The 24,484-nt window shown below is 54.3% G+C and carries 25 protein-coding genes; 7 read left to right on the top strand and 18 right to left on the bottom strand.

What is annotated here, in order from left to right; all coding sequences use genetic code 11:
• The first annotated feature begins 82 nt into the window (after positions 1–82).
• Entirely contained in the window at positions 83–1,522 is a 1,440-nt protein-coding gene (locus FHT75_RS36410) for a reverse transcriptase domain-containing protein (RefSeq protein ID WP_312865376.1), read from the top strand.
• Between the two features lie 367 nt (positions 1,523–1,889).
• On the opposite strand, the gene FHT75_RS23020 is transcribed toward FHT75_RS36410, so the two are convergent.
• From FHT75_RS23020 to FHT75_RS22980, 9 genes are all read right to left on the bottom strand, one after another.
• A complete protein-coding gene (locus FHT75_RS23020; protein WP_183844986.1) occupies positions 1,890–2,096 on the bottom strand; it encodes a hypothetical protein in 207 nt (68 codons plus the stop codon).
• On the bottom strand, positions 2,096–3,055 hold the full coding sequence (locus tag FHT75_RS23015) for a hypothetical protein (RefSeq protein ID WP_183844985.1): 960 nt from the start codon (positions 3,053–3,055) through the stop codon (positions 2,096–2,098). The genes FHT75_RS23020 and FHT75_RS23015 overlap by 1 nt, the downstream gene beginning before the upstream one ends.
• Before the next feature lie 85 nt (positions 3,056–3,140).
• Positions 3,141–3,926 carry a phosphotransferase gene (locus FHT75_RS23010; protein WP_183844984.1) on the bottom strand — a complete coding sequence of 262 codons (786 nt, stop codon included), beginning with the start codon at positions 3,924–3,926 and terminating at the stop codon, positions 3,141–3,143.
• Positions 3,927–4,177: 251 nt separating this feature from the next.
• Entirely contained in the window at positions 4,178–4,954 is a 777-nt protein-coding gene (locus FHT75_RS23005; RefSeq protein ID WP_183844983.1) for a SagB/ThcOx family dehydrogenase, read from the bottom strand.
• Complete coding sequence (locus tag FHT75_RS23000) at positions 4,951–5,709, bottom strand: YcaO-like family protein (protein WP_183844982.1); 759 nt, start codon at positions 5,707–5,709, stop codon at positions 4,951–4,953. The genes FHT75_RS23005 and FHT75_RS23000 overlap by 4 nt, the downstream gene beginning before the upstream one ends.
• Positions 5,690–6,940 (bottom strand): hypothetical protein, encoded by a 1,251-nt coding sequence (locus FHT75_RS22995; RefSeq protein ID WP_183844981.1) that lies wholly within the window; start codon positions 6,938–6,940, stop codon positions 5,690–5,692. The genes FHT75_RS23000 and FHT75_RS22995 overlap by 20 nt, the downstream gene beginning before the upstream one ends.
• A 3-nt stretch (positions 6,941–6,943) precedes the next feature.
• Positions 6,944–8,014: a SagB/ThcOx family dehydrogenase gene (locus FHT75_RS22990; RefSeq protein WP_183844980.1), complete on the bottom strand. Its 1,071-nt coding sequence runs from the start codon at positions 8,012–8,014 to the stop codon at positions 6,944–6,946.
• Positions 8,007–9,128, bottom strand: coding sequence for a SagB/ThcOx family dehydrogenase (locus FHT75_RS22985; RefSeq protein ID WP_183844979.1), 1,122 nt, complete (start codon positions 9,126–9,128; stop codon positions 8,007–8,009). Before FHT75_RS22985 ends, FHT75_RS22990 begins: the two co-directional genes overlap by 8 nt.
• A gap of 68 nt (positions 9,129–9,196) precedes the next feature.
• Entirely contained in the window at positions 9,197–9,325 is a 129-nt protein-coding gene (locus FHT75_RS22980; protein ID WP_179869564.1) for a trifolitoxin family RiPP peptide, read from the bottom strand.
• A 164-nt stretch (positions 9,326–9,489) separates the two neighbouring features.
• Between FHT75_RS22980 and FHT75_RS22975 the strand changes: the two genes are divergently transcribed.
• Positions 9,490–9,987 carry a GNAT family N-acetyltransferase gene (locus FHT75_RS22975; protein WP_183844978.1) on the top strand — a complete coding sequence of 166 codons (498 nt, stop codon included), beginning with the start codon at positions 9,490–9,492 and terminating at the stop codon, positions 9,985–9,987.
• Between the two features lie 149 nt (positions 9,988–10,136).
• Here FHT75_RS22975 and FHT75_RS36405 read toward each other — a convergent pair whose 3' ends face one another.
• Positions 10,137–10,862, bottom strand: coding sequence for a helix-turn-helix transcriptional regulator (locus tag FHT75_RS36405; protein ID WP_183844977.1), 726 nt, complete (start codon positions 10,860–10,862; stop codon positions 10,137–10,139).
• Positions 10,863–10,940: 78 nt separating this feature from the next.
• Between FHT75_RS36405 and FHT75_RS22965 the strand changes: the two genes are divergently transcribed.
• A complete protein-coding gene (locus FHT75_RS22965) occupies positions 10,941–11,504 on the top strand; it encodes a recombinase family protein (RefSeq protein ID WP_097631546.1) in 564 nt (187 codons plus the stop codon).
• Here FHT75_RS22965 and FHT75_RS22960 read toward each other — a convergent pair whose 3' ends face one another.
• A complete protein-coding gene (locus FHT75_RS22960; RefSeq protein WP_183844976.1) occupies positions 11,505–12,566 on the bottom strand; it encodes a flagellin in 1,062 nt (353 codons plus the stop codon).
• Positions 12,567–13,994: 1,428 nt separating this feature from the next.
• Between FHT75_RS22960 and FHT75_RS22955 the strand changes: the two genes are divergently transcribed.
• Both FHT75_RS22955 and aspS read left to right on the top strand, forming a co-directional pair.
• Positions 13,995–14,867 carry an ornithine carbamoyltransferase gene (locus FHT75_RS22955; RefSeq protein WP_183844975.1) on the top strand — a complete coding sequence of 291 codons (873 nt, stop codon included), beginning with the start codon at positions 13,995–13,997 and terminating at the stop codon, positions 14,865–14,867.
• Positions 14,868–15,609: 742 nt separating this feature from the next.
• Positions 15,610–16,926, top strand: a complete 1,317-nt coding sequence (aspS, locus tag FHT75_RS22950; protein WP_097631587.1) for an aspartate--tRNA(Asn) ligase — start codon at positions 15,610–15,612, stop codon at positions 16,924–16,926.
• A gap of 258 nt (positions 16,927–17,184) precedes the next feature.
• Here aspS and FHT75_RS22945 read toward each other — a convergent pair whose 3' ends face one another.
• Positions 17,185–18,564 carry a transposase gene (locus FHT75_RS22945; protein WP_183844974.1) on the bottom strand — a complete coding sequence of 460 codons (1,380 nt, stop codon included), beginning with the start codon at positions 18,562–18,564 and terminating at the stop codon, positions 17,185–17,187.
• 223 nt (positions 18,565–18,787) lie between these two features.
• Here FHT75_RS22945 and FHT75_RS22940 point away from each other — a divergent pair, with 223 nt between their 5' ends.
• Together FHT75_RS22940 and FHT75_RS22935 are read left to right on the top strand one after the other, a co-directional pair.
• Positions 18,788–19,168 carry a GNAT family N-acetyltransferase gene (locus tag FHT75_RS22940; protein WP_245450254.1) on the top strand — a complete coding sequence of 127 codons (381 nt, stop codon included), beginning with the start codon at positions 18,788–18,790 and terminating at the stop codon, positions 19,166–19,168.
• Between the two features lie 37 nt (positions 19,169–19,205).
• On the top strand, positions 19,206–19,583 hold the full coding sequence (locus FHT75_RS22935) for a VOC family protein (protein WP_097631552.1): 378 nt from the start codon (positions 19,206–19,208) through the stop codon (positions 19,581–19,583).
• 111 nt (positions 19,584–19,694) lie between these two features.
• Here FHT75_RS22935 and FHT75_RS22930 read toward each other — a convergent pair whose 3' ends face one another.
• The 6 genes from FHT75_RS22930 to FHT75_RS22905 all read right to left on the bottom strand — a co-directional run bounded on the left by FHT75_RS22930 (position 19,695) and on the right by FHT75_RS22905 (position 23,884).
• Positions 19,695–20,189: a hypothetical protein gene (locus FHT75_RS22930; RefSeq protein ID WP_246712925.1), complete on the bottom strand. Its 495-nt coding sequence runs from the start codon at positions 20,187–20,189 to the stop codon at positions 19,695–19,697.
• A 102-nt stretch (positions 20,190–20,291) separates the two neighbouring features.
• Positions 20,292–20,720 carry a DUF4304 domain-containing protein gene (locus FHT75_RS36510; protein WP_409527371.1) on the bottom strand — a complete coding sequence of 143 codons (429 nt, stop codon included), beginning with the start codon at positions 20,718–20,720 and terminating at the stop codon, positions 20,292–20,294.
• Between the two features lie 419 nt (positions 20,721–21,139).
• Positions 21,140–21,601 (bottom strand): GNAT family N-acetyltransferase, encoded by a 462-nt coding sequence (locus FHT75_RS22920; protein ID WP_183844971.1) that lies wholly within the window; start codon positions 21,599–21,601, stop codon positions 21,140–21,142.
• 39 nt (positions 21,602–21,640) lie between these two features.
• Positions 21,641–22,348 carry an alpha/beta fold hydrolase gene (locus FHT75_RS22915; protein ID WP_183844970.1) on the bottom strand — a complete coding sequence of 236 codons (708 nt, stop codon included), beginning with the start codon at positions 22,346–22,348 and terminating at the stop codon, positions 21,641–21,643.
• Positions 22,349–22,421: 73 nt separating this feature from the next.
• On the bottom strand, positions 22,422–22,610 hold the full coding sequence (locus tag FHT75_RS22910) for a hypothetical protein (protein WP_183844969.1): 189 nt from the start codon (positions 22,608–22,610) through the stop codon (positions 22,422–22,424).
• A gap of 143 nt (positions 22,611–22,753) precedes the next feature.
• A complete protein-coding gene (locus FHT75_RS22905; protein WP_183844968.1) occupies positions 22,754–23,884 on the bottom strand; it encodes an RNA ligase in 1,131 nt (376 codons plus the stop codon).
• Between the last annotated feature and the right edge of the window lie 600 nt (positions 23,885–24,484).

Genomic DNA, 24,484 nt, shown 5'->3' with positions numbered 1-24,484 from the left:
GCCCGTTCTAAACAGTCGGGGGCGAGAGGTTAACCGGAAGCACAACGGTTCTCTTGCCCCCTCTCGCCTTTGGGGGAAATGCGTGAAGCCATGGACACCAACGGTTCGGCGTTATCCGCATTTTGATCCTGTTATTTCGGTTGATGAAGCTGCAGCAATTGCGACCAATCCCACGCAAGTTGCCAAGCACACGTTTTACCCATTCCTTAAATATAACGAGGGTTGGACGGCCTTCGCCAAAAAGGGAACATTTGGGCGACGAAAAGATCGCCCAATCCGCTACGCGGCTCGCCTCGACAGTTGCATTTTTTCTTACTACCGCTACCTCCTTTCTGAACCATATGAGGAAAAGCTTCTGGCGGAGGGCCTGGCCAATTCTGTCATCGCTTATCGAAGGATTCTCAAGTCCAACGGTCGAGGCGGACAGAGCAACGTCGAGTTCGCGCTATCGGCTGTTGATGCAATCCGCAGCCTTGGGAACTGCTGCACGCTCGCGTTGGACATCAGCAGCTTTTTTGAATCGCTTGACCATGTCCGGTTGAGGGAAGTTTGGGGCGACCTATTAGGCGTCTCGCGCCTTCCAGAAGATCATTTCAGAGTCTACCAAGCGATTACGAGATATGCCTACGTCGAACTTGAAGAAGCCTACGAAAGGCTCGGTTTCTATGGTGAAAAGAAAGACCGGCATGGCAAAACTAGGCTTGGATACCTCCGGTCTCTCAAGGAAATGCCGGTGCAGCTTTGCGATGGCAGATCATTTCGAGCGAAGATCGCAAGTGATGGCGGTCTCCCCTCGATAATCAAAACAAACAAGGAGGGCATGGGCGTTCCGCAAGGCGCACCACTTTCCGATCTTCTCGCAAACGCTTATCTGCTGGAATTTGACAAATCCGTTCGCGACCTGTGCGCAAAAGTCGGTGGCACCTACTTCCGATACTCGGACGATATCCTGATCGTTGCGCCCATCAGTTTGGAAAAAGCATTGGAAATGGAGCAGGATGTCCGCGCCGCAATCAGCGCCTTGGGCAAGGGTCTCGTTATCAAGGAAGCGAAGTCAGCGATCCATCGGTTTGAAGACGGCAACGGTCGACAAAATATATCGGTCATTAAAGCTTTCGACAAAGATGACAAACCAATGCCCGGCAAGCCGTTCGAATACCTTGGCTTCCGCTACGACGGGTGCAGCGTCTTTATTCGCGATAAGACAATGAGTAACCTTCATCGCAAGATTGCGTCGGTCTGCCGAGCGTCAGCAATAAAGATGGTGAAGCGATATCAGGGAAAAGGAGCGGACGAAATTCTCGAAATGGCTGACCTTGAGCGCCTGATCCAGGCATTTGGCACGGTTGAGGACTTCCGTTCAAAGGCGAGCGACTATCGTGCATGGACGTTCACGACATATGCAAAGAGAGCGTCGCGAGCGATGGGAACGCTTGGAAAGCCTATCGCCCGGCAACTGGGCGGTCTGCGCCGATCAATCAAAACTCGCCTGGCAGCAGAGCTAAAACGAGCGCTTTCCTAGCATCAACCATCGAGAGGTGTATCGCCGTGCCCGATCTGCGTGTCAGCTATGAGGTTGCCGACCACGAGACGCGGACGCCGTTCAGGAAGCAATTTCTGGGGATGCACCCGCTATCCGACCAGTAGAGGCACAAGGCCTTACTGAAATCTTAATTAACTGCGGGATGGTTCCCATCCTTGTCTCCGTTCCAAGAATCGCCGAATGCCTTTGAAGCGGGAATGTCATCTTCCCGCTTCAAAGCTTTCTTGACGGCATGGAGCTCCTGCTAGTGAGCCAGCTTCTTGCTTGCCTTATCGCTGTCGGGACAGGCCCCGACGTAGGGCAGTTTTTTGCGCGATCTCGCCATCACCGTCCTCACTGTTATTTGTCAGTATGCGTGTTTCTCGAACGTGTTCCGCCCGTGTTCGTCGTAGGTGTAGATATTGTTGCCGCGCCTGATGCTTACGGTGGAGCCGGTAAAGCCTACGAGACCGTCCTTCGGACCGTTGCCAGCCGGGAGCTGACAGGTGTTTCGTCCACGCTCATCATAGAGGTGAACGTAGCTTCCTTTTTGCGATGCGTTGGAAGTTGCCATCAGCGAACTCCCTTCTTCTTGCCACCAGGCTCGAAGCCGTCAGATGCGTCTCCTATTGCCCTCAGACGCTCTTTCCCGAGCACCCCCTCGAAATGCTCCTTCCGACCTTTCCAGCGGCCTCCCTTCTGGTCGTTATCGAAGCCGAATACGAACAGGGATGGCTCCTTGACGACGTTCAAAGCAAGCTTGCCGCTGGCGAGGTCCTGCAGCGTCTTCAGATGGGACTCAGACCCGCCGTCAAACCCCAGGCTCTTTCTCAGTTGGTCGAGATCGTGATGGAACCGGCAAACATTCCGGAATGCGGTGAGCAACTGTTCTTCCCTGGCCTGCAACTGCCTTTCGTAGGCGGCCAGCTGCCTCAATATCTTGTCGTTGAACAGCTCCGAATTGCTGAAATGCTTGGCCTCCCAAAAGACGAGGTCGAAGCCGTCAGCGGCTCTGCGAAGCCTAACCACATCGACCCGATCCTGCTTCCTCCCCACCTCCAGCTCGTCGTGTTCCGTCACCTCCGTGCTGCGGTTGAAAGCAACTTCAACGTCGATCACAAAGGGGTCGTCTTTGATCGCAGCATAGACTCCCATGCTCTCGATGCCCGAGAAGGTTTTGGCGGCAGCCTTCATCTGTCGGAGCGACACCCTCTCCTGGTAATCGCCCTGCAGGTATGGGTGTTTATAATCAAAGGACGCGTTCTGCATCTTGATGTAAGGGTCACGGTCGTCGAGAACCAGGTACTTCACATGGGTCCGTGGTGTCACCTTGCCACCGCTGAACTCGATGGAATAGATGGCCCGTCCGCGATAGTAGACGTCGATACGCTCGTCTCTCAAGGCGAAGAATAGTTCCGGATCACCGAGCGCGTCACACAGCCAGGAGCCTTTCGGACTTTTTGCAGTCTCTTCGAGAAGTTGCATCTGTTTTTCGTGGATAAAGCGGACGAACGGCCTGAACGAAGCTTCCATAGTGTCTCCCCCTTGCTTGCTGAACTTAACCTCGCAACCCCAGTCCGCAGCTTCGTCCCACGACTTATGGCGCGGTCGCTGCCTACTATGCCAGCGCTGCTTCCAGTGTTTGCCGATGATGGAGCATCCAGGAGGCACTTCTAGTGCGCCAGGCAATTGCCCATAGCGGTTCCGCATCGTTCGACTCTGGCGTGACAGCCGCCTCTTTCGCCTGCTCGGCCGCATCGTGAACTGCGAACGTGATTAGCTTGTCGACGAAGCCGCCGCGTTGCTTCCGAGACAGACCATAGCCGTCAAGCAGCAGGCGAACTTGATGCGCTCTCATGGTCACAGAGCCTAATCCGACCCTCTCCGCAATGTCGTCATCGTAGAGCTGGGCATTCAGCCAACAAGCCTGGGCCAATTCGATATCCGCCCTGACAGGCCCAGCCACCTCCCAATCTATCAACCCGACAGGCAATCCTGACCGGCAAACAATGTTCCATGGGCCTGTGTCGCAGTGTCCTATTACGTGTTGACCCTCACCGAGGTTACGCCCGAACCAATCGCGCCACATCGAGTTTTCGGGAGGTTTGAACGAGGCGGTGGCATCGTGCAGTCGCCGCAACATCATTCCAAATTGCGGAAAAGCCTCCTCCGACCAAGGGCCTGGGTGAACAAACTCACCCTCGATAAACGATAATGTCTCCCGGCCGCGCTCATCGAAACCGGTGCCGACAACGGAAGGAGCTTCAGCGAAGCCAGAGGCTTCCAGATGCCGCAGGAGCGAAATGACGGTTGATGACCACGGGCCGCCTTCGCGATACACGACTCCGCCGCGCCGCGTGACAGTCGTTCGTCCGCCACCTGTCAGGCAAATCTCATCATTCATGGCACCCACCTGGATTCCATTAGTAGCACCACAAGCGGCGCGTTTACCTTTCAGCCTTCGCCCCCCGGCAACGATTTCTGCACCTCAAGGGCCTCGCTCCTGTCGTTGGCAAGCCGCCATAAAGACACGGTCGCTGTTGCCGCCGCTGGGTCAGCGCTTACGGCCCAAAACGGACGACTGGCCGACGGCGTTCATCAAGAGAAAAACGGATCGTCGGCCTTCTTCAGTTCGCAGGCATTCCCGTCCTGCGCCTATGGATTAAATCCATCAACGGCTATTCGCTGGAGATGCACCGCATTGATCAAGTCTACAGGAGCGGCTTCTGCAGAGCGGCTCGTGATAGACGTGTCATAGAGGGACGCCACCATCGATAGAGTACCTAATATGTGGCCAAGGTCGAGGTAGACATCGGCAAGACAGGCAGCGGTTTGATAACGCCACATGTATACCTCAGGCCGAAATACGATATCGATCTGACCGCTCCGTAGATCACCCCGATAGCCTGCGGAAAACAACCGATGCTGCTCACAGTCGTAATAATAGCGCCCGTCATCCAGGGAAACATAAGCCTCAATGCCGTGACGCGCTCCAACCGAAGGTACGTTTTTTAGGAAGATCGTGTCACCGTGGAATTTCCGCGTCTCAACCACTCCAAAACCGGCGTACAGGAGCGACGACAAGATACAAAATTGATCGGCCGTTTTTAGGAACGGAACTGGAAGCTGGATCGAGCCTTCGCTCGATAGGCGCTGGGTCAGCGTGAGATCGGGTTGAACGGAAACTTGGTGCTGCCGTACATTTTCCTCGGCATCTCGCTCAATTTCGGCCTCAGCATCGGTGTAATCTCGATAGCCGATCCGAGAAAACCACTCGAACCAAGTTGTTAGCGGGTCATACGCCTGAAAATATGCTTCGGGCACCTCTAGATGTTCGGCAATTTCCCAATCGAATTCTCGGCTTGACCGCCGACGGAAATCTAACAACCACGGAGAGCCGTTTATCAAGATCGGTGTTTTGCTTGCTCTCATGAATAACTCACCGCCTGTATCACGTAATGAGTGACGTCATCGATGCGCACCGGCTGCCTCTCGACAAACGCGATTTGGTCGTGTTGCGAGGGAAGCTCCGACACGCCGGTTCCGCCGCGACCGTAATCCTGCCCCGACGCACTCATCGCATGGGCTTCACTAGTTGCAGCTTCCACTGCCGCTTCGGTCGTTCTGCGAACTGCGGAACCCCAACCGACATGTCCCGCAACACGGGCGTTGGCCAAGCAGTAGGAAACCTGGCGGAGCCTCGATTCGTGTACCCAAGCTGTTGAACCGTCTCGTCGGATCGTGGCCAACTTAAGAAGAGACTGCTGATCTCGTCGAAACCGAGCGTTCCAGCCGCGCTCTAAAACCTCATTGACCGCGTGTTCAATTGCTGCCTTGCGCCGGGGATGTGCGGCAAATCCTGTGGAGTTGTTGCCGCGCATCCAGCACAGATGTGGCCGCGTTACGAACAAGCTCAACGGCAGGGTGACGGATTCTCTGTTGAAGGCATTGGTAGCTTCGAGCATGAGACGCCTTGCAACCCGCGTCACTCGCGCATTGAAGGCGTCTGGTGATGCAAACGCGATCCTCTCCGCAAGCTCAGACTTTGCTTTTGCAACCGCAATCTCGTACTGAAGATCGGTTCCCGTACATATGATCTTGCGACCAAGCAGAATTATCTGGCAGTCAGCAACAAACCTGCCGGAGTCGGTTACGAATACTTTCGGTTTATCTGTTCGGTAGTGCATTTAGGGCAGTTCGACTTTGAACGGCGGGAATGGAGATTGCAAGGAACAGCGGTCCCAAGACCAAAGCGATGGCCAACGCTTGAACCGAGCCCAAGACGGCCGCCAGCGCGAGGATCACTCCAGAGGCTAGGTATGCAATGGCGCTGAGATGCGTGAGCTTGCCTCCGTCAGCTTTGGCGAGCGTATATCCCCGAACCACAAGCTGCAGCCCGTCGCAGATCAGGAAAAGTAGCGCCAATCCGGCAAGCGACAGCGGGAGAGCAAATATGTCCCGATTGCTCACACCTATTAATCCAACGTAGATCAAGAAGCAGAGCAACGAATACGTGCTGTAAACGGCGATCAAGACGTGCAGCCGGGGAAACGGGCGCGGCGTAATCAAACGTTCGGTGACTGAGCGTCCAAGCCCAATCGCAAGTCCGCTCGTCAATTCCACCAAAGTGAAAAACGGGAAATAAAAAACCGCGATTTGCGGAAACTTTGCTGCCACCACCCACCCAACTAATGCAAGAAACCCCATTTCGAGCATGTTGATAAAAGACGCAGAAAGCCCTGCCCCGATTCCGACCAGATCAAGCTTCCGAAGTGAGAAGACATCCTTCAAATCCTGGCGACTGAACCTCCATTCGGTCGGCAGGATTCTGGCGTAGGCCAGGGCGTTGTGGAAGAGAGCAAGATATACGCCGATGAGAAGCGATATGATCGAATTTTGAGTGCCAGCGAAATGCGACAGCCCGACAAAGAGCAGATTAACTCCTGCATAGATCAGCGACGATCTCGTGATGACGCTTCGCACAATTTGTCGTTTTCCCTGGGCGAAAAAAACCTCCGCACAGTAAGCATTCCATCCAGCCACAAACGGCCGGAGCGCAGACAGTGCTATGAAAGCAATGGTTTGGGTACGCGGTGCACCTTCGAGGGTGGCGACGGAGACCGCGATAAGCGCCAGGTAGACCCCGATCATCATGCAAGCAGCGCGGACGATTGCAGCAAATACGTCGGCCTTTGCCCCTCTTTTCAGATTGTGCATGCAGATAAGCGAGCAAAAGTTCAGAAAAGCGATATTGAGGGTCAGTATCGTGATCAGAACATTTGACGCCACCTGAAGTGCAGTAGCGCCGATGAGCGTGACGACGATAGTGTCAGCCACATTGGGAATCATTCTCCGCCAACTGATCGATGCGTATTCGAACGAAGTCCGATAGAACCCATGCTGGTTTTCGTCGCTCATGCTCTAGCCTGCCGTGACGAGATAAAGCGGGAGGTCGTCCTCCGCTTCAAGAAACAGATGCATTTTCTCATCGTGGATGGCGGGCGTGAGAAAGGTGTTGAAGTCGTTGATCGTTGCGAGGGTCAAATAGAATTGGGCGAGCTGTGAGGTGTTGATCAGCAGATTGCGGTAGCTCCGCTCGTGCCTGTACCGCGATGTGTATGACTTCAAATCGCCGCAGATCACAAACGTGAATAGCCCGCTCGAAGCCCGACTCTGACCGATAGCGAGTTTTGCCATGTCCAGCTTGAAATCACCGGCTCTGATTGCTTCAAGTTCGTGATTGACGACATTGTAACGATAGACTCCGGGTGGCAACGAGCCATCCTGCCAATCGATCTGTCCATATGTGACAACAAAGGTGGACAACGCTGAGAAGGCGCTGTCGAAAGCTATATCGCGAGGAGACTCGAAGTCACGATTTTCAGCGATGACCGCGCGTTCTCGCGCATAGAGGTTCCCAAACCAAAGTATCTCGCTGACCTCGGTGATCGACAGTTGTTTGCGTGTGAAGGGTTTGAACGAGCGCCTGTTCATGAGCCCGTCCAGTATGACTGCAGCTGCCAGCTCCCGGGACGGCTTGACCAATCGCGTGGCGGTGCCGCGTTTCCTACGCTTCGATTCCATCGGTTCGGGATAGCTTTTGATATCCTCCAACCCGCCAAATTCAATTGGATCGTCATTATAATTGAGATTTCTGCTCGCGAAATGCAGGATCAGTGCGTCCACCCATCCCTTATCCACCCACAACTGGATTCCTGCCTTCTGCGAGGAGATCGACGCGGATGGCACCAAAAGACCAAGCTCAACCAATGCTTCGATGGCTGCGAGCGCGGTGGTTTGGTCAACATCCAGCGCATCAGCAACAGAGGCAGCCAAATCCCGAGTCTGGGCGGGGGTGTTCTTGGCAATGGCTGGAATGTACCGCAAGAGTTCAACATCGGTGAAGGAAAAGCTGTCGGCGGTCAGGAGGTCTTTGAGGACCGGGATTCCATCTTCAAGATTCAGTTGGAGAAGCGGGCGCAGTTCAATCATGGTGGTTCTCGTGTCTGTGGACGACAAAGGCTGACATCGCGGACTCGATGAACGGATCGAGCGTCAAGACGCTCTCAACTATGCTTTCCGGCACAGAAAAGGTTTCACTGAAATCGAGGCCGAGGATTTTGGCAGCCAAAACCTCGTTGGCATGGATATGCCCAAGATCAAACTGCATCACACGGTAGCTTCGCGGTTCGCGGTACCGAAACATACTTCGCTCGAACCGACATGTATGAATGAAAGCAAAGCCGAACGGTTTTGACCGTGATCGGGGCAGCACTGAGCTTGCCTCTTGCAGTGCTTTCAATGAGGTGGACGCTATTTCGATAGCATCGAGCCGATGATGGCGAACATTGTAGTGATATACGCCAGCTTCGATACCTGCAATCTCATCGCCGACAACCACGTAGAATTCGATGGGGTGTCGCGCTCCTCCGGATGGGACGGCCTTTCGCAGATGCTCGCCAGTGGCATACATGTTGACGGTATCCGTCTTTGCGGCCGCATAGTTGAGGAGCAATGTGATTATATCGAGCGACAGTTCGTTCGGAAGCGGTGCCTTCTCATGACCGAATGCGACGGACGCCGAGTTATTGAATTCGAACGCTGTCAGCGGCACTAAACTTGGCAAATCATATTTCGGTCGAGAGTTGGCGGCCTTGTGAAAATTCGACGGAACAGCCTCCTCCGACAAATGCTTGTCCATTTGTTCAAGGTCCTGGCGTTTAACGTCCTTCCCATCCAGATAATTGATCCAGTCGATGCGACTTGAGACCAGGTGATAATCCCATGCCTGTGGCACATGTGACAGCTCTACCGTCAAAGGATCAAATTGGCGGTCTTTCAAGCCCACCGGTTCGATGATGCCCGACTCGCACATGCCTTCGATTGCTGCGGCCACTTCGTCGGGATCGTAATCGGATAGCGTCTCAACAGCGTCTACCAGACTTCTCGGCTGCATGAATGCTGACCAAATGTCCCAAAATAGGCGATTGTGAGTGATGTCTGCGTCCCAGGCGACCTGGTCAACTGCGCGATATAGATAGGCGTCGAGGCTGTAGTAGCGGAGGTGGAAAGAGCGGTCGATTACGAATCGTTGGACGAAGTCCATGCGAAACATCCCGTTGAAAGCGAGGGCATAAGTGGCGGGTACGTTTGCCGCACCCGCCGGATGTTCACTTAAGCGACGCAGCCCTGACGGCTACCTCCGATGTCGACCTTCGTCTTCGACTTCAGAACAGCAGCCTTGAAGGTCGCCTTGATGGAGCCCTTCTTCACTTCGACATTCTTCGCAACCTTGTTATCCATGCAACAACACCTCATTTAGCGATTGGGGTTTGCCAGCAGTCATTTGCTGACAAATGTGAGCCTATCTTGTCTTTTAAAAAATGCAATCATATGGAGTATTTTGACAAATACGCAATCGAATCAAACGGTTGCAAATACGTCGAAAGCAACAAAAAACACAACTAATGATCGATTCAGGAAAGAAAAAAATTATGCAGCGAGAAAACCTCGCTGCGGAAATTGGTGACGCTTCGGCGATAGATGCCGCCGACTGCGCCCGTGTATTGCGGCGATCAATCGCAGAACTTTGCTTGGCTGACCATCACGGAAATTCTGCCGAAATAGATGAGTGGTTGGAGAACAAGACCGCAGCAAACGTATCGATGTGGATTGACAACCCGCACTCAATATTTCTTACAGCTAAGGTTGCCGGACTAGTAAGAGGAGTCGGATCGGCTCTTGTTAGTGGCGAGATTACACTTTTGTATATCGATCCAATCGTACGCTACCAAGGAATAAGCACCAAGCTGCTAGCAGCTTTAGAAAAGCGGCTGCTATGCGTTGGCTGCTCTAAAAGCTTCTTATGGTCTACGGAGACTGCTCGTGTCTTTTACGCGTCGCGCGGATACGTTGAAGTAGAAGATAGCCACCCGGCCAAAATGGAAAAAAAGCTGATGGGGTAATCGGGGGAGCAAGCGCGATCTCGTCCGCCAAGCCAATAATTGCCACACTGTTCCATCTTCCTTCCGCGCATCGTAACCAGGGGATGGCTGACTTTCAGGAGCACAATGCGGGAATGATATTGATCCGCCCCGCATCGGTTTCCATCGTCTCAGCCGGTGTGAGAAGTCCCGCTCCCTAGTCCGCCCGCAATCGAGAGTGCCACGAGCTGTGCAAGCGAGCGTGCGCCAAAGCCATGTTTCAATCGCTCAAGCCGATGCTCGATAGTGCGGTGGGAAAGCGCAAGGTACTGCCCGATCTCTTTTCCAGAAAAGCCCTCGTATAACAACTGAAGGATCGTCCGGTCTATGTCGTCGATGTCCGCTCTTGTGCGGGGGATCGGAAGCATTAGCTGAATATCGATGACCGCGAGGCACCATCTCCCACCCTTTTGTGGAAGCAGCAAAGACTCTAACGCCGCGAACTTCTCTTCTTTTTGGATCATTTCCTTGGTTGTGACCGGCCGGTCCCGCCTTTGTGCTTCGTGACATCGGACGACGAGCCATTCGCGAGCGATATCGTTGGCGATGGGCGCTTGTCCGGCAAGCGCTTCGTACCCTTGCAGGATAAGGCACTCTTCTTTTTCCTGGACCGCAAGAACCATACTCGCTGTGAAGAGCCTTAGCGCCGGGCGATAAACCAGCTCCGGAGAGGTGTTTGCGACGCTGGAAATCCAGGCATCCCACATTACTCTCGACGCGTGCGCAAAGCTCCTCTTGGGCTTCATAGGCGGGAAATCCTGGCGGCAGCCTGGCAGTTCTCGCCGATGCCCGGCGAAAACGACCGTTTTTGTCACGAGCGTGGCGACCATTTTGTTGGATGCGAATTTCCTTGCCACGCTCAATTCCTGATCAGCCCACAGCCAAGCGGCGGAAACGGTCGTTTTTGTCAACGGCGGGATGGACAAGGAATTTGCATGAGAATTGGATACGCGCGGGTCTCAACGCTCGATCAACACCTTGATCTACAGATGAGCGCGTTAAGAGCCTCCGGTTGCGAACTCATTTTCCACGACCATGTTTCCGGTGCTCAAAGAGACCGCCCTGGCCTATCTGCCGCACTACGAAGGCTCAAACGTGGTGACACGTTGGTCGTCTGGAAAATGGATCGCATTGGCCGGTCCATGATGCATTTCGTGAATCTGATCAGTCGACTTCAGAAGCGAGGGGTCCAATTTTTGTCAATAACGGAATCCTTTGACACTTCCTCAGCAATTGGCCGTTTGACGATGCACATGCTGGGCGCATTCGCCGAATTCGAAAAAGAGGTAATCCAGGAACGAACTCGTGCTGGTCTCGCTGCCGCCCGTCAGAAGGGGCACCTACTCGGCAGGCGTCCTTTGTTAAACGCTGAACAACGGGCCGAAATCATGCAGCGGGTTGCCTCAGGAGCGGAGCTTCCAACGGACCTGGCAAAGCGGTTCAACGTCCATCCGAGAACGATACGCCGCTGTCTCGTCAAAGGTGCCGTTGGAACGTAATCACTGGAACAGCGTGATGATAGTTTGCGGGCTCTGGTTGGCAATGTTGAGCGCCTGGATCGCCAATTGCTGCTGCGTCTGTGAGGCTGACAATTTCGCCGATTCCTCTTCCATATCGGCATCGACCAACCGGCCAACGCCCTTGTCGACGTTGTCGATCATGTTGGTGTTGAACTCGTCTTGCATGCCGACACGCTTCTGAGCGGAGCCAACGACCGACATGCCGCCGACAACTGCCTGGATTCGCTCATCCATCTGACCGATCAAGGCGTTATAGTAGAAATTCCGGTCCAGATTGTTGGCGGCGATCCTGACTTCCGCATTACGCAGAGTATAGGTGTTTTCGTTCTTCTGGACCACACCACCACCGTCGACATAGGTGATGGGGTAGATGATGTTGGCACTCCACAGCACACCGTCGACGTAGCCCATATTCTCCGATCCGGGCTGGTTCCACATGTTGTCGACCGTTCGGTTGTAGTTGATCATCGTCGTATCCTTCGTGTCGATGGATACCGTCAGCACCTGGCCGTTGACGTAGCCGGTGGTGAACTCGGTCTTCGCACCCGGCAGCGTCGGCTCGAACGTATCATTCTTCAGCAGATTCACACCGCCGAAGGATGCAGACTCCACAACGGAGTTGATCTGCTGCCAATGCTGATAGATTTCAGCATCGACCTTGGCGACTTGGGATTGATCGTAGATCGCGTCAGGCTGATAATCGGTCCAGTTCGAGAAGCCATCGGTTGCTGGCGGCGGAAGGCTCGATGCCGTGATCATCAGATTGCGGATAGTGACCAATTCGTCTTTGATCTTGTCCATGCCGTCATAGGTCGTGTCGAGGACCGCCCTCGCAAAGCCGATACTGTCGGAAACGGCTCCCATCGCCTTCTTATCGGATCGCATCGTCGTGGCAATCGACCAGTAGGCTGCATTGTCCGAGGCTTTCACGACGCGCAGGCCTGAAGAAACCTGCTGTTGCGTTTTTTCCAGGCCGCTGTTGACCGTCCGTAACGTCTGCAAGGCGGCCATTGCGCCATTATTCGTGTTTATCGATGTCATGATTTCCGCCATTTGCTTAGATGGCTTCATCATGAAGCGACAACTTCTGGCGTTATTTTTCGAGCAGGTTGCGTTAACGAAGCGGCACAAATGGAAGGGGAAAACTACCCTCCCCCGGTGCTTTTGAGAAAAACATCCAAACTATTCGCCATGTCCCCAGGATGCCTGTTAACGACGTTGCGCGATGCCAGTGACAGGTTAAGTTGACTGCGAACGGACGCTGGCTTTATCCAGACTGGATGACAAACGTTCTCAGCTTTAAGCTCGAAAACATTGCGGAAGACACGACGGCCATTCTTCCTTGCGTAGACGGATTGGGCTTGGATCAACTCGTGGCTAATTTCGAGCGAGCCAACGGCTATACCGATCCCGCTGGGGACATGGCGGGCTCGTACCCTCACGCTTTTTCGGGGCGCTATCGAGCTATTTTCTTGGCAGAGAGGAGCCGGTCAGAGGCGATGAACAGGGCGAAATCTATGTCTTGTCATGCGAGTGTGGCGAGGTCGGGTGCTGGCCGCTAGTCGCGCATGTTCGCCTGCACCATGACAAAGTAATATGGGAGGGGTTCATGCAACCGCATCGGCCACGACGGGACTACGCGTGCTTTGGGCCATTTGAGTTCGAACGCAGCCAGTACGAACTGGCAGTCGACGCAATGATCCGGTGCGTCGAGGTTGATCATTGAGTTTGATCGCATGTCCCTTTTAGGCAGGGCATTGCAGCAACGATGCTAGGAAAGCGTCATGCAATGAAGGGTTCCAAACCCATCATACTCGATGAGGCTATCGTGCTCGTCGTAAAGCAAGACGGTATAGGCTGATCAAGACGACAAACGTAAGTAGGAAGACAGAACCAAACACTGTGGCAAACCCCGTGTAGCTGTCGAGGGTCCACCATACGAAGGGATTGGAAACAGGCAGCCGGATGAGGATTGAAAACACCGCGTAACAAGCCATGGTGGCGCAGATTAGACATATCACCATTGCACAAAACATGCCGATCATTGCTTCCACCCGCGACATCCGCCTTCCCTTCCGCACATCCCCGCCGCTGCACTGCGCCAACAAACCAGTTTCTGCGAGTAGCAACGATAGCCATTGCACCAATCCTAGTTGTACTATATTTTCTGTCGTTATGAAGACGATCATCCTCAACATCGCCACGGCCTTCTTGGAGCCTAGCGGCATTTCCCTTGTTGAAGGGGTTCGAAGCAGGTGCATCGCACCTGGGTACGTTTAGCCAGCACCGCCTTGCGGATGCCTTTTTGCTGGCTGCGATTGAGGAAAAATCATGCCACTCGTAATTCTAACCGGCGCATCGGGAGCCGGGAAACCAACCATTGCCGAATCGATTGAACGGTTCGAAGGTTCCGTATGGGTATTCGCCGATTAGCCGCTCTGATCGCACCGAACTTGGAATTGGAAGCACATGGATTTTAAGCAGAATAGAGATTTCCTTGAGTTTCACTCATTGCCGCTGGAAGTCATCACCGCGATCATCGACCGAGCTGGTCAGCTTGGGAAGCATTGGGCGGACCGCGCCATGCCGCAATCGCTGAAAGGCAAACGGGTCGGTGTTATCGTCGATGACACTGGATGGCGGAATACTGCTGCCTTCGACCTCGGCGTGAAGGCTATGGGAGGCGTCTGCGTGCAACCGGCGATCAGCTTCAATGTCCGCGAGACCACCGCCGACCTTGCGGGCTACCTCGACAATTGGTTTGATCTTCTCGTCATCAGGACTAAGGAACTCTCTACCTTGTGGGAACTTGCATCCTTCACGGATGCGCCCGTTATTAATGCCCGGACAACGGCCAATCACCCGTGCGAAACGCTTGGCGATCTTGCTTACATCAAGAGCGTCAGGGGATCACTAGAAGGTCTTAAAGTTGTCGGGATAGCTCCAGATGCCAACATGTTCCGTTCATGGGTCGAGGCGTCGAAGTCCATGCCCATCCGTGTCGTCCAAGTGTATCCCGAGCGCTGGCACGTTGCCGACCCCAACCTGCTAAACCCGAATTTCGAAACCAGCCGGGATATCCGGCATGTCCTTGAAGCGGATGTCATCATCACGGACTCGTGGCCGAAAGATACCGAGGAACGCGAGTTAGCAGAATATCAGGTGACGGCAGCGCTCCTCGATAAGGGGAAGCGCGACGTGATCTTTCTGCCGTGTCCGCCGGTCGCGAGGGGGCAAGAAATGACGGCCGACGCAATGTCGCACACTGCATGTCAAAGCCGTCCCGCAAAAGCATTCCTGCTTCACGCCCAGAATGCACTGATGGAGTGGGCTACGTCCTGACCATGGGGCCTGGCATGACCAAAAACCTCAACCAATCCCCAATCGAAATTCCTCCTCAGTTTTGGGGGGGTACGATATAACGGAGGGCATTTTCCTGGCGCTCATGGAGTTCGCGGCGTAGAAGGTGGAGCGAACTGTCAGCAATACGCATACTCGATTTTGAGGCACTTCGGTTTCGAGCTGCCGAACTTTCGCTCCAACGACCTTTGGGATGACACGGCACATACGGCGGTCTCTAGGACCCGAAGCCGTTCGATCTGGTCTTAGTGAATGATGAGCCCAAAAGCTTCGGCGCACATGTGGGGCTTTCTTTGGGGCAAGGCTTGGTTCTACATCTATCCAAGAGGATAGGTTTTCCAGCCATCGAAACGCTGGAGCAGATGCAAGCTCGCGAGGAGCACCGATATCTAATCGGATTCAAAACTGTTCTGGTGCGCCATGAGCAATGATGACCGAGCTGCACCGCCAGCACTCATGTGACGCAGTTCACCAAGTGCCAAAACCGGTCATCTGGTACCAAACACCCTCATGATTTTTGTGGGTTTACTTTCGTAGTGTCCTGTGTCCAGATGACCGTATGAGCACGTTGTCGAAGAACACGATCAATAATGACGGCCCCTTCGGGGTCGTGGACATTGTGTGCGCGTTCTAGCGTAGCTCATTGATCACCACAGCCCTGCCGGTTTCGGAAGGGCTTGTGGTTTGGCTTCTCCTGATCCGGTTTCCGTTTCAGGAGATAGTCATGCTTGAAAAATCACCCTTAAAACGATCTGTAATTGCACAGCTGCCTATGCTCGTAGGCCAACGTGTCAGGCTCTGCGGCTTTGCAGAGGCAATCCGCGATCAAAAGCGAATGCGCTTCATTGTCCTCCGAGATCACACAGGAAAAGTTCAGCTTACACACAGCAAAGACAATCTCCCGCTCACCGCTGTTCTCGATGCTCTCACTTCGGAAAGCGCGGTTGCCATCACTGGTCTGGTAACCTCGGCTCCCGGCGTGAAACTTGGCGGCCTGGAGGTTAGCCTTGAAACCGCCGACGTCTGCGGGCTCGCTGACGCTCGCTCGCCAATCGACGAAGAGTCGAGCCTCGACAAGTGGATTGACCATAGGCAGGTCAGTCTGAGATATCCAAGACAGCAACTCGTTTTCTCTGTCCAGACGGCCCTTGAAGAAGCGATGCGTTCGTTCTGGGGCGAGAACGGTTTCCGAGAGCTTCATTCACCGAAGCTCATGGGCACGTTCAGTGAATCCGGATCGGAGGTTTTCGCCGTAAAGTATTTCGGCACCACAGCTTTTCTCGCCCAATCACCTCAATTCTATAAGCAGATGGCGATTGCTGGAGGCATGGAACGGGTATTCGAAATTGGTCCCGCATTCCGTGCGGAACCGTCCTTCACCTCTCGTCATGAGACTGAATTCACCTCAATCGACATGGAGGTTGCGTGGATCGATGACCACTATGACTTAATGGACTTGGAGGAGCGGTGGTTGGCGCATTCCGTAAGTGCTGTAGCCAAAGGTCACGGCACGGCCATCAAGGAGCTGTTCGACATCGAAATATCACCGCCGAAACTTCCGTTCCCGAAAATCACCTTTGAAGAGGCGCGTCAGACCCTCGCCATGCTAGGCCATAACCTACAAAAGTCCCACGATCTCGACGCTGAGGGAGAACGCATACTCTCCGAATGGATGACGGCAAAAACGGGCCATGAGTTTCTTTTCATCACCGACTATCCTGCCCAAGGGCGTGCATTTTACCATATGTGTCGAGATGACGAGCCTCATCTTACGAAAGGTTTCGATTTATTGTGGCGAGGAATGGAGATCACAACTGGTGCTCAACGAGAACATCGGTACGACCGCCTGGTAGCTCAAGCATCTGAGCGTGGCTACAAACTTGATGCACTCTCAGACTACTTAGAGTTTTTTCGTTATGGATGCCCGCCACATGGCGGAATGGGTGTAGGGCTGGCCCGCGTACTGATGCGGCTATTTAAGACTGACAGCATCAGAGAAGTAACTCTACTCAGCCGTACCCCAAAACGGCTACGTCCCTGATCCTTGATCACGGGGCATTCATAAGCGTGAAATATCTGCTTATCGCCTCTCGTTTCTGCATAGCCCTCGCTTGCAGCAAATATTCCCGTCGAGCATTTCCTCGGCGGGAACGCGCCAATACGCGATGACCGGTTTGGGCAGATATCGTTGAAAAACTCGAAGGGGTAGCGGCTCATCTGCCGGTTTCGGCCTTTTGGCGCAGGGCGTTGTCGGTAGATGCCCTGCGCTCGTGCGCGGGGGTATTGGTTTGTGCCGCTCTTATGCGGCGATGACGCCGCACAGCGGCCTTGGTGGTCTGAGTTTCGCCAATCTTCTGAGGTTCTGGGCGGTTGCTGCAAGCAAGAATTCGTCCCGCGCACCACATGGACCTCGCAGCCTCAAACGCGCCATGCGGAGAATTCGTTTGAGGTGAGCGAAGAGCATCTCGACCTTCTTGCGACGATGCCGGGTCTGCTCGTATTCCGGTGTGGCGGCAATCGCTCGGGCGACATCGCGGGCATCTTCGTTGAGATCACGCGGTATTTTGCGCATCGGCATGTTCGGACAGCATCTCTGCTTGAGTTCACAAGCGTCGCAATCTCTCTTTTTTGCCCTATAGAGCCGCGTACCTTCGGCCGTGATCCCCGATCTGGGCGTTGCATAGGTTCGATGGAATTGCTTCAGTTCCTTGCCCGTAGGGCAGATGTAGCGATCATTCTCCGCCTCCCAGGTGAAGTCGGAACGCGAGAAGGTGCCGTCTGTCCGGTTCGATTTGTCGAAGACAGGAATGTGCGGCGCGATCTTCTTTTCCTTGACCAGCCAGGCCAGATTGTCGGCAGAACCATAGGCACTGTCGGCAGCGAGATAGTCCGGCTTCAAGCCGAAGCGGTTCTCGGTCCTGTCGAGCATCGTACGGGATGCTCCCACCTCCGCCTGGCGGATCGCACGCGTCGCCTCCACATCAAGGATGACGCCATGGTCGGTATCGATCAAATAATTGGTGGCATAGGCGAAGAAGGCATGGCCTTTGTGGGCACCGGTCCATTGCGCTGCCGGATCGGATGGGGAGATGAACTTCGGCGTTACGGGAGAGGCAGCACCGAAAGCGGCGTCATCGAGAACCGCCAGATATTCCTGGACCGAGCGGCTGGCGTCGTCTTTGACCTCCCATTCTGAGCCGGGCACCGAGCGCTGCTTGTTGGCGTCCGCCGCGATCAAGCTGGCATCGACCGCAAAGCCTTCAGCACCGACAAGACCCTGTGCCAGACAACGCTCCACCACCGTCTCGAACATATGCCGCAGGATGTCGCTCTGCCGGAACCGGCCATGACGGTTCTTCGAGAAGCTGGAATGATCCGGCACCTTGCCGTCCAGTCCGAGGCGACAAAACCAGCGATAGGCAAGATTGAGGTGAACCTCTTCGCAAAGCCGCCGTTCCGAGCGGATACCCATGCAATAGCCGATGATCAGCATCCGCATCATCAGCTCAGGGTCAATCGAAGGACGACCTGTGCTGCTGTAGAACGGCTTCAACTGTACCCGGACGCTGTCGAGGTCGAGATGGCGGTTAATCCCGCGCAGCAGATGGTCCGCAGGGACGTGATCATCGAGGCAGAAGTCGTAGAAGAGCTGTGCCGGAGCCGCCTGACATCCCATCATTCGCCTAATCCCCTGCAAATCACTCAGAGGATTGAATCACGCGTCTCAAGCACCGGCAATGCCAAGTTTTTCAACGGTATCGGCAGAAAGCAGTCATGGGATCGCGTCCGTTCCGGGCCAGAAAGCGGTCATTGAACCGATGGCCACAAAGAGGCATTGTGCAAGCCTTCGCAAGATATCGAGAGATCATTGCATGCTCCGAAAAGCGGTTCCGAGTGACCTCTTGGCGCTGAAAGCTGTCCGTTCGTCGGTCCTCGAAAACATGTTGGGCGACCCCACAAAGGTTACCGATGATGATTACGATTGGTATGTAGCCAATCCGGGAGTGGCCGTTTGGGAAGAGAACGGCGATGTCGTCGGCTTTTCTGCGTCCGACCCACGCAACGGAAACATTTGGGCGCTTTTTGTGGCTCCAGGATTTGAAAGAAAAGGGATCGGCTCCATTCTGCTGGCCGAAGCCTGTGCCTGCCTCAGGTCTGCAGGCATCGGACGCGCTTGGCTCACCACCGATCCAAACACCCGAGCCGAGAGATTTTATCGCGCGGCTGGTTGGGAGCACGTCGGCGAAAAGGACAGTGAGCTTCTTTTCGAACGATCACTGTGAGTCTTACGCCATTCCGGAAGAAAAAGGGAGGCACCAGTTGCAACTGAGTTTGGAGCTATTTGTCGAAACGCCTGGGAAATCGCTCGATTTCTATCAGCGCGTCCTGGGCTTTGAAGTTCAGGGCTCGGCAAGCGCCGAATACACGATGTTGAAAAACGGTGACGCGGTGATCGCGATCAACTCGCGAAGCGTTCTTTCGAGCGATCATCCATTACGGATCGAAATCGGCGATAGGGTTGGCCTTGGCGTCGAGATCGTCTTGAAGGTCGCTGACGTCGAGGGTGCCTATCGCGCGGCAAAAGAGAGCGGCTGGCCGGTCTCCGATCTTGCTCTACAGCCTTGGGGGCTGCGTGACTTTCGCCTTATCGATCCCGACGGCTATTATGTCAGAGTGACCAGCCGTCATCCGAACTGACGCATACCCAGGTGCGGCCGCACAGACAGGCTCGTATCGATTCAAGAATCGATGTGCGGAATTCACCGACGCCAATCGCCCTCAGTCTGTAGCCAGGGCTTCTCGCGCGACCTATTCGTACCGGAGATCGATTGCGTCAGAGGGCGCTTTGATCCGATCTCCTTTCGTCTCAATTAATCCCATCATTACGGGGAAGCCAGAAGGTGATCTTCCGACAAAATGACTTGTGATTTTGACGAACTTCGCAGTTGCTGTGGCAATCACGACTTCCGATTTGGCGTTATATCCGTTTCTTGCCCAGTCAACCTGAAAAACCTTCACCGGCAATGCGCCATAGAGGCTGTCGGAAGCGTTCGAGCAATGCCGGAAAACAGCCCCTATTCCATCGACAGTCTTCCGGAGTCCACGGTGCCGCAAATGCCACCTACCCAGCCCCTGTCGATCATAAGCTAAATCGCCAATAAAGATTCCGGTTTCGATTAATTCGTAATCGCCCATCGGTTGAACGCCATAGGTGCGTGCCGAGAAATTCCCTCCAAATGTGCGCTCATAGGAACGGTTTACGAAATCACACGAAGGGTCTTCGCCTGGAAGACGGTCGAGCAAGGCGAAAGACCTCCGATCTTCTTGTGCAGCGCAAGGTAATGCGACAATCGAAATCAATGGGAGAATTAGAGCAAAAAAGCTGAGGCGCACTGGGTCCGTAACCTATTTCCGATATGGCGTTTCCGATCCGTCGGGAGAAACGTCGTTCCAAATGCTATCATCCGACAAACGGGTGAGGATAGCGTCGGCAACGGAAGCCGCGTCCCGGTCAGCATAGCTAAACCAGTTATCGCTGCCCCCGGGTGAACGCGAGTGATCCCCGAGCCGCTTTCTGTAGATTGGGTGTCTATGGTGAGCCGTGGCATTTTTTGCCGGTGTATGTCCGAGCGGACCGTCGAAACCTGAAAGCGAACATTTTGCTATCTCAATCGTCAATGCTCCTCCGTGTCGATCAAACTGAAATGTGACCAGATCGACCACCTCATCACCAATTCTGCGGAGATGAGGAAACGACCCGCTGAATCCCTGATTTCTCAATTTTGAAAGGACATTCGACTTGATAGCCGCGTTGATTTCCTGGCGAGAGGCCATTTCGACACCTTTCAAGCCGATAGGTAACGCAGCCCCTACCGAAAAAGCACTATAAGAGCGCATCAATAATTTCAGGCGACAGTTGCGATTCACTGACCCAGGCAATCGCCGTTCTTAGCAGTGCTTACCGTAGGTGGGCAATCCTGGCTATAATTGGCACTGCTGAGCCCTTAAGAGCGTTCATCGCAATGTCGCTCGGGATCGAATGCTGCCTCGATGCTTCCATCGTCGGTAACTCGTCTTTTTCGTGAAACGCCCTATGGTCGCTGAACGAATTTTACGGCGGCCAGCATGCCAAAGGAACTATTGGCATTTCTCTTTCGGAGTTTAAAGGTCGTGGCGTTTGCCGCCAGCTGCATATTGTCGGAGGACGCCGCTACGACGGGGCGGTAGCTTCGCGCCATTGGCGGTCATAGGTACTACGGCCGCTTTAGCGGTGGTCGAATATACCGTTGGCGAACCACCTCACCCTCTCTCCAGACTTCCAATGGAATGAAGCCGCATCCCTCATAGAGTCGCTTTGTTGCTTCCGCTCCTGGACTACCTGCGACAAAGGTATCGACATGAACGGTGGAGTCAGATGGGATGCTGGAAAGGGCAGCCTCGACAAGCATCTTACCGACGCCAAACCTTCGAAACTCCGAAGAGACCGCAAGCCAGCGGATCGCGTGTTTCAAGTCGCTGCCACCTATCAGAACTCCTCCTATGAATCCTGCGCTCCCTATGTCTGTTCTTGCGCTGAAAGCCCGCTGCTGGGCGATCTTCCGGACGAGAACAGCATCAAAATCCGGCATAGGGCCAAACAACGGGACAACGTCTTCAGCCAGCCGCAGCCAGGGTGCTACATCATCATCCTGTGCTAGGCTGATCTGAACCATCATTCTCCACCTCCCACTTGTGTTTGAGCGGATTCCGCCTGCTCAAGGGCGTGACTGGGCCGCTATCACGTCGCGCAGAATTGAATTCAGATGTTCGGGTTGCTCTAGCGGCACGTAATGCCCGCACGCCGGGATGACATACAGCCTCCCTCGCCGCGCAGAGTTCGCTTGAGCTGCGCTCACTTTAGGACCAGGGGCGGTATCTTCCGCGCCGGTAATCACCGCAACTTGTCCGGAAAACGTTGAAAGGATTTCATCGCGGGACGGACGGCTATGAAATGCGATAACCCCTCTCGCCACATCGCCAGGAGACTGGCGGAGGAAGGTCAGCCTCGCCGCATCTACCACCGAGCCAGCTGCAGCCTTTGAAAACAGCGGTGCCCAAAATGCGTCCCAAGCCTTTTCTTGTCCTTCCGTCTGCATCGTTTCCAGAACGGACATATGAAGGATCGGATCAGGTCGGTGCCTCGCCTTCGTCCCGATGAGAACCAGCGCCGCAACCCTATCGGAGGCAATCGCGGCGACCTCCAACGCGCAAGAACCACCGACCGAGCAGCCAACGACGACAATGCGTTCCTCGTTGACTTGGTTCAAAGCCGAGGCGGCCCACTCCTCAACACTGTCGCCTAAGGAATAGAGCGTCGGTGCATAAGTGGACCCAGGCAACAAATTGATCTGGCGATCCCACATCGAGCCATCAAGCGGAAGCGCATGCAAGAGAAGCAATCCGAGCTTTCCACCAGAATCCACGTGCAACCTCGTACTCACTAAAATCTCAGGTTAAAGCTAGGTTTTCGCTCAATCCGGTTCACCCCATTGCGGTTCAGTTAGCCAACACATCATTAGCAACGTCGTGGAGATTGACCGCTGAATCTTGGCTTGCCCACTTAACTAAATTCCTCAAGTTCTTCATCCTCAGATCAGCCTGCGCGTCCTCGCAATCTTCTTCGCCCAATATAGCAAGCGCGGCTTCAAAACGCTGAAACACTTCCGCTCTGGTCAATTTGCTCATTGTTTCCGCTCCGTGTTGTTCGAGGCAGAACGGTTGATGCCGCTATTTAACGCATATTGCCTCAATGTCACAGCCGAAGGAGCCTCTCAGCCGAGGCCTTTTCCAATCCCGCATTCACGCCAGAGCTACTGTAAGCTGCAAATCTACGATGTTGCCTCATCAATCACACGCCCCATGGCATATGACGGCTGGTAACCTGGCAACACATTGCCAGTGGGTCTGATGGAACGCATCAACGCGTCTCGGGACTTGCCTACGATTGCACCTGCTTTTCGCAAGCCAAAAACGTAAGGACCCACGTCAGCAGGCAGTGAATTGAGCGACAATCCCAACTCTTTATCGGAAAGATGGGCGACAGATGCTGCCAGTTCAGCAACCCTCCTTTCCATCGCCGCGTATTCCTTCGTCAGGAGGAGTACGATGTTGTCAAAATCGCTCCAAAACTCTTCCGGCAAATCACGACGAATCGCGGCCATGTCGTCCCCAGCGGCCATTGCTTCCCACATTGCCAATGGCGTGCAGCGTGAGATCAACGCATGGATACGACGGTATTCGGAGCCTTTGAGTTTGAAGCGCAAACCATTTGTGAATCTAACCACAAATCCCTCGTTGTCGCGTGGGAGCGTTGCAGTATGGAGCATCATGTCCGCCATATTCCCGAACTCATGGCGTTCGGCCGCACGCCATCCCAACGCTTGGCTGGTCGTTCGAACCTCGTCGTAGGTTACTTCAAGACCTGAAGCGTGGTAGGCCGCCAACATCACCATGGCAGGCTCCGCATATCGCACGACAATTCTGTTTTCCGGATATACCGCCTCGAACAGATATGTCGTATCCGGCGACAGACCGGAGAGATCGTGGGCATCCAAGCGTGCTTGAGCCCATAGGGCCTGTTCGGAGTCGAACGCGCCTTTGGTGGCTGCGTGCCAACGGCCAGCATCATTGAACACGATTATCAGACTACCATCGAGCTTTTCGAACGCCTCAAACGGCAGATCGGGTACTTCGCCATGCCGCTCGCCGACATTGAAAAACTTCGGAAACGGCGTGGCAACGACCCGACCAGCGCCCTCGTCCACAATGAGACCGCGAGCGATCAGCGAAAACTGATCCCAACCATCCTCATATACGCACCGGGGCGTATAGATGTAGAGCTGCAAAGTATTGGTTGCGTTCGGACGGCGATGGACATGGCCAAGCCCTTGGGCTCGCTTCAAGCCAGCGATAAGGTCGGGAAACGGGATTTGGCGTGCAGGGTGTATCGGGTCGTTCATCTTTTCACAGCATCCTCTTTTATCGCCTTCAGAATTAATTTTGGCTAAATTTATCAATTGTTCAGCCGTTCCACGCCGTCAAACGCGATTTACTAATAGATTTGATTGCCCGCTCTGATGGATGCAACGCCTATTGGGTTCGGACCCAGCACAGCCCTTTGCCAATGATTTCGCTGCTGGCGTTCGCGATCCCCGCGTCGAAGCGTGAAACCGATTCGAGATAACGGCTCGATCAATCATGCTCAAAGAATTTATTCTCGCGGCATTATCTAGGCTGCCATAAGGTGTGATTGGGGCCCCGCTTACGACAGAGTTCAAGTCGCCAGAGTTCATCGAAGCGGTTGAGAAAATCGAAAGCGTCGCACACGACCTAATTTTGAAACTCCCGTCCGAAATTCCGGTCGTATTGACGAGGGTGCTTGTCGGAACCAGCGATTGGGGAGAGGCCGAATGGAAACGGATTGTGCGCCTTGGTGATGAGCGTGGGCCGTTGTTGGTCGTGCACATCTGCCGATTCCGATGAAGCCGCCCCTTTGTTCCGAGATGATTGCGCCCCCGGTTTCCGGGATGATCTCGCCCCCTGTTTAGTGGGGTCTGCAG

Origin of the sequence: Rhizobium sp. BK112 (assembly GCF_014193215.1) — a bacterium.
In the GTDB taxonomy this organism is placed as follows: Bacteria; Pseudomonadota; Alphaproteobacteria; order Rhizobiales; family Rhizobiaceae; genus Rhizobium; species Rhizobium anhuiense.
Note: the sequence above shows the minus strand (reverse complement) of the source record. Positions and strands in the feature narration are given on the sequence as shown.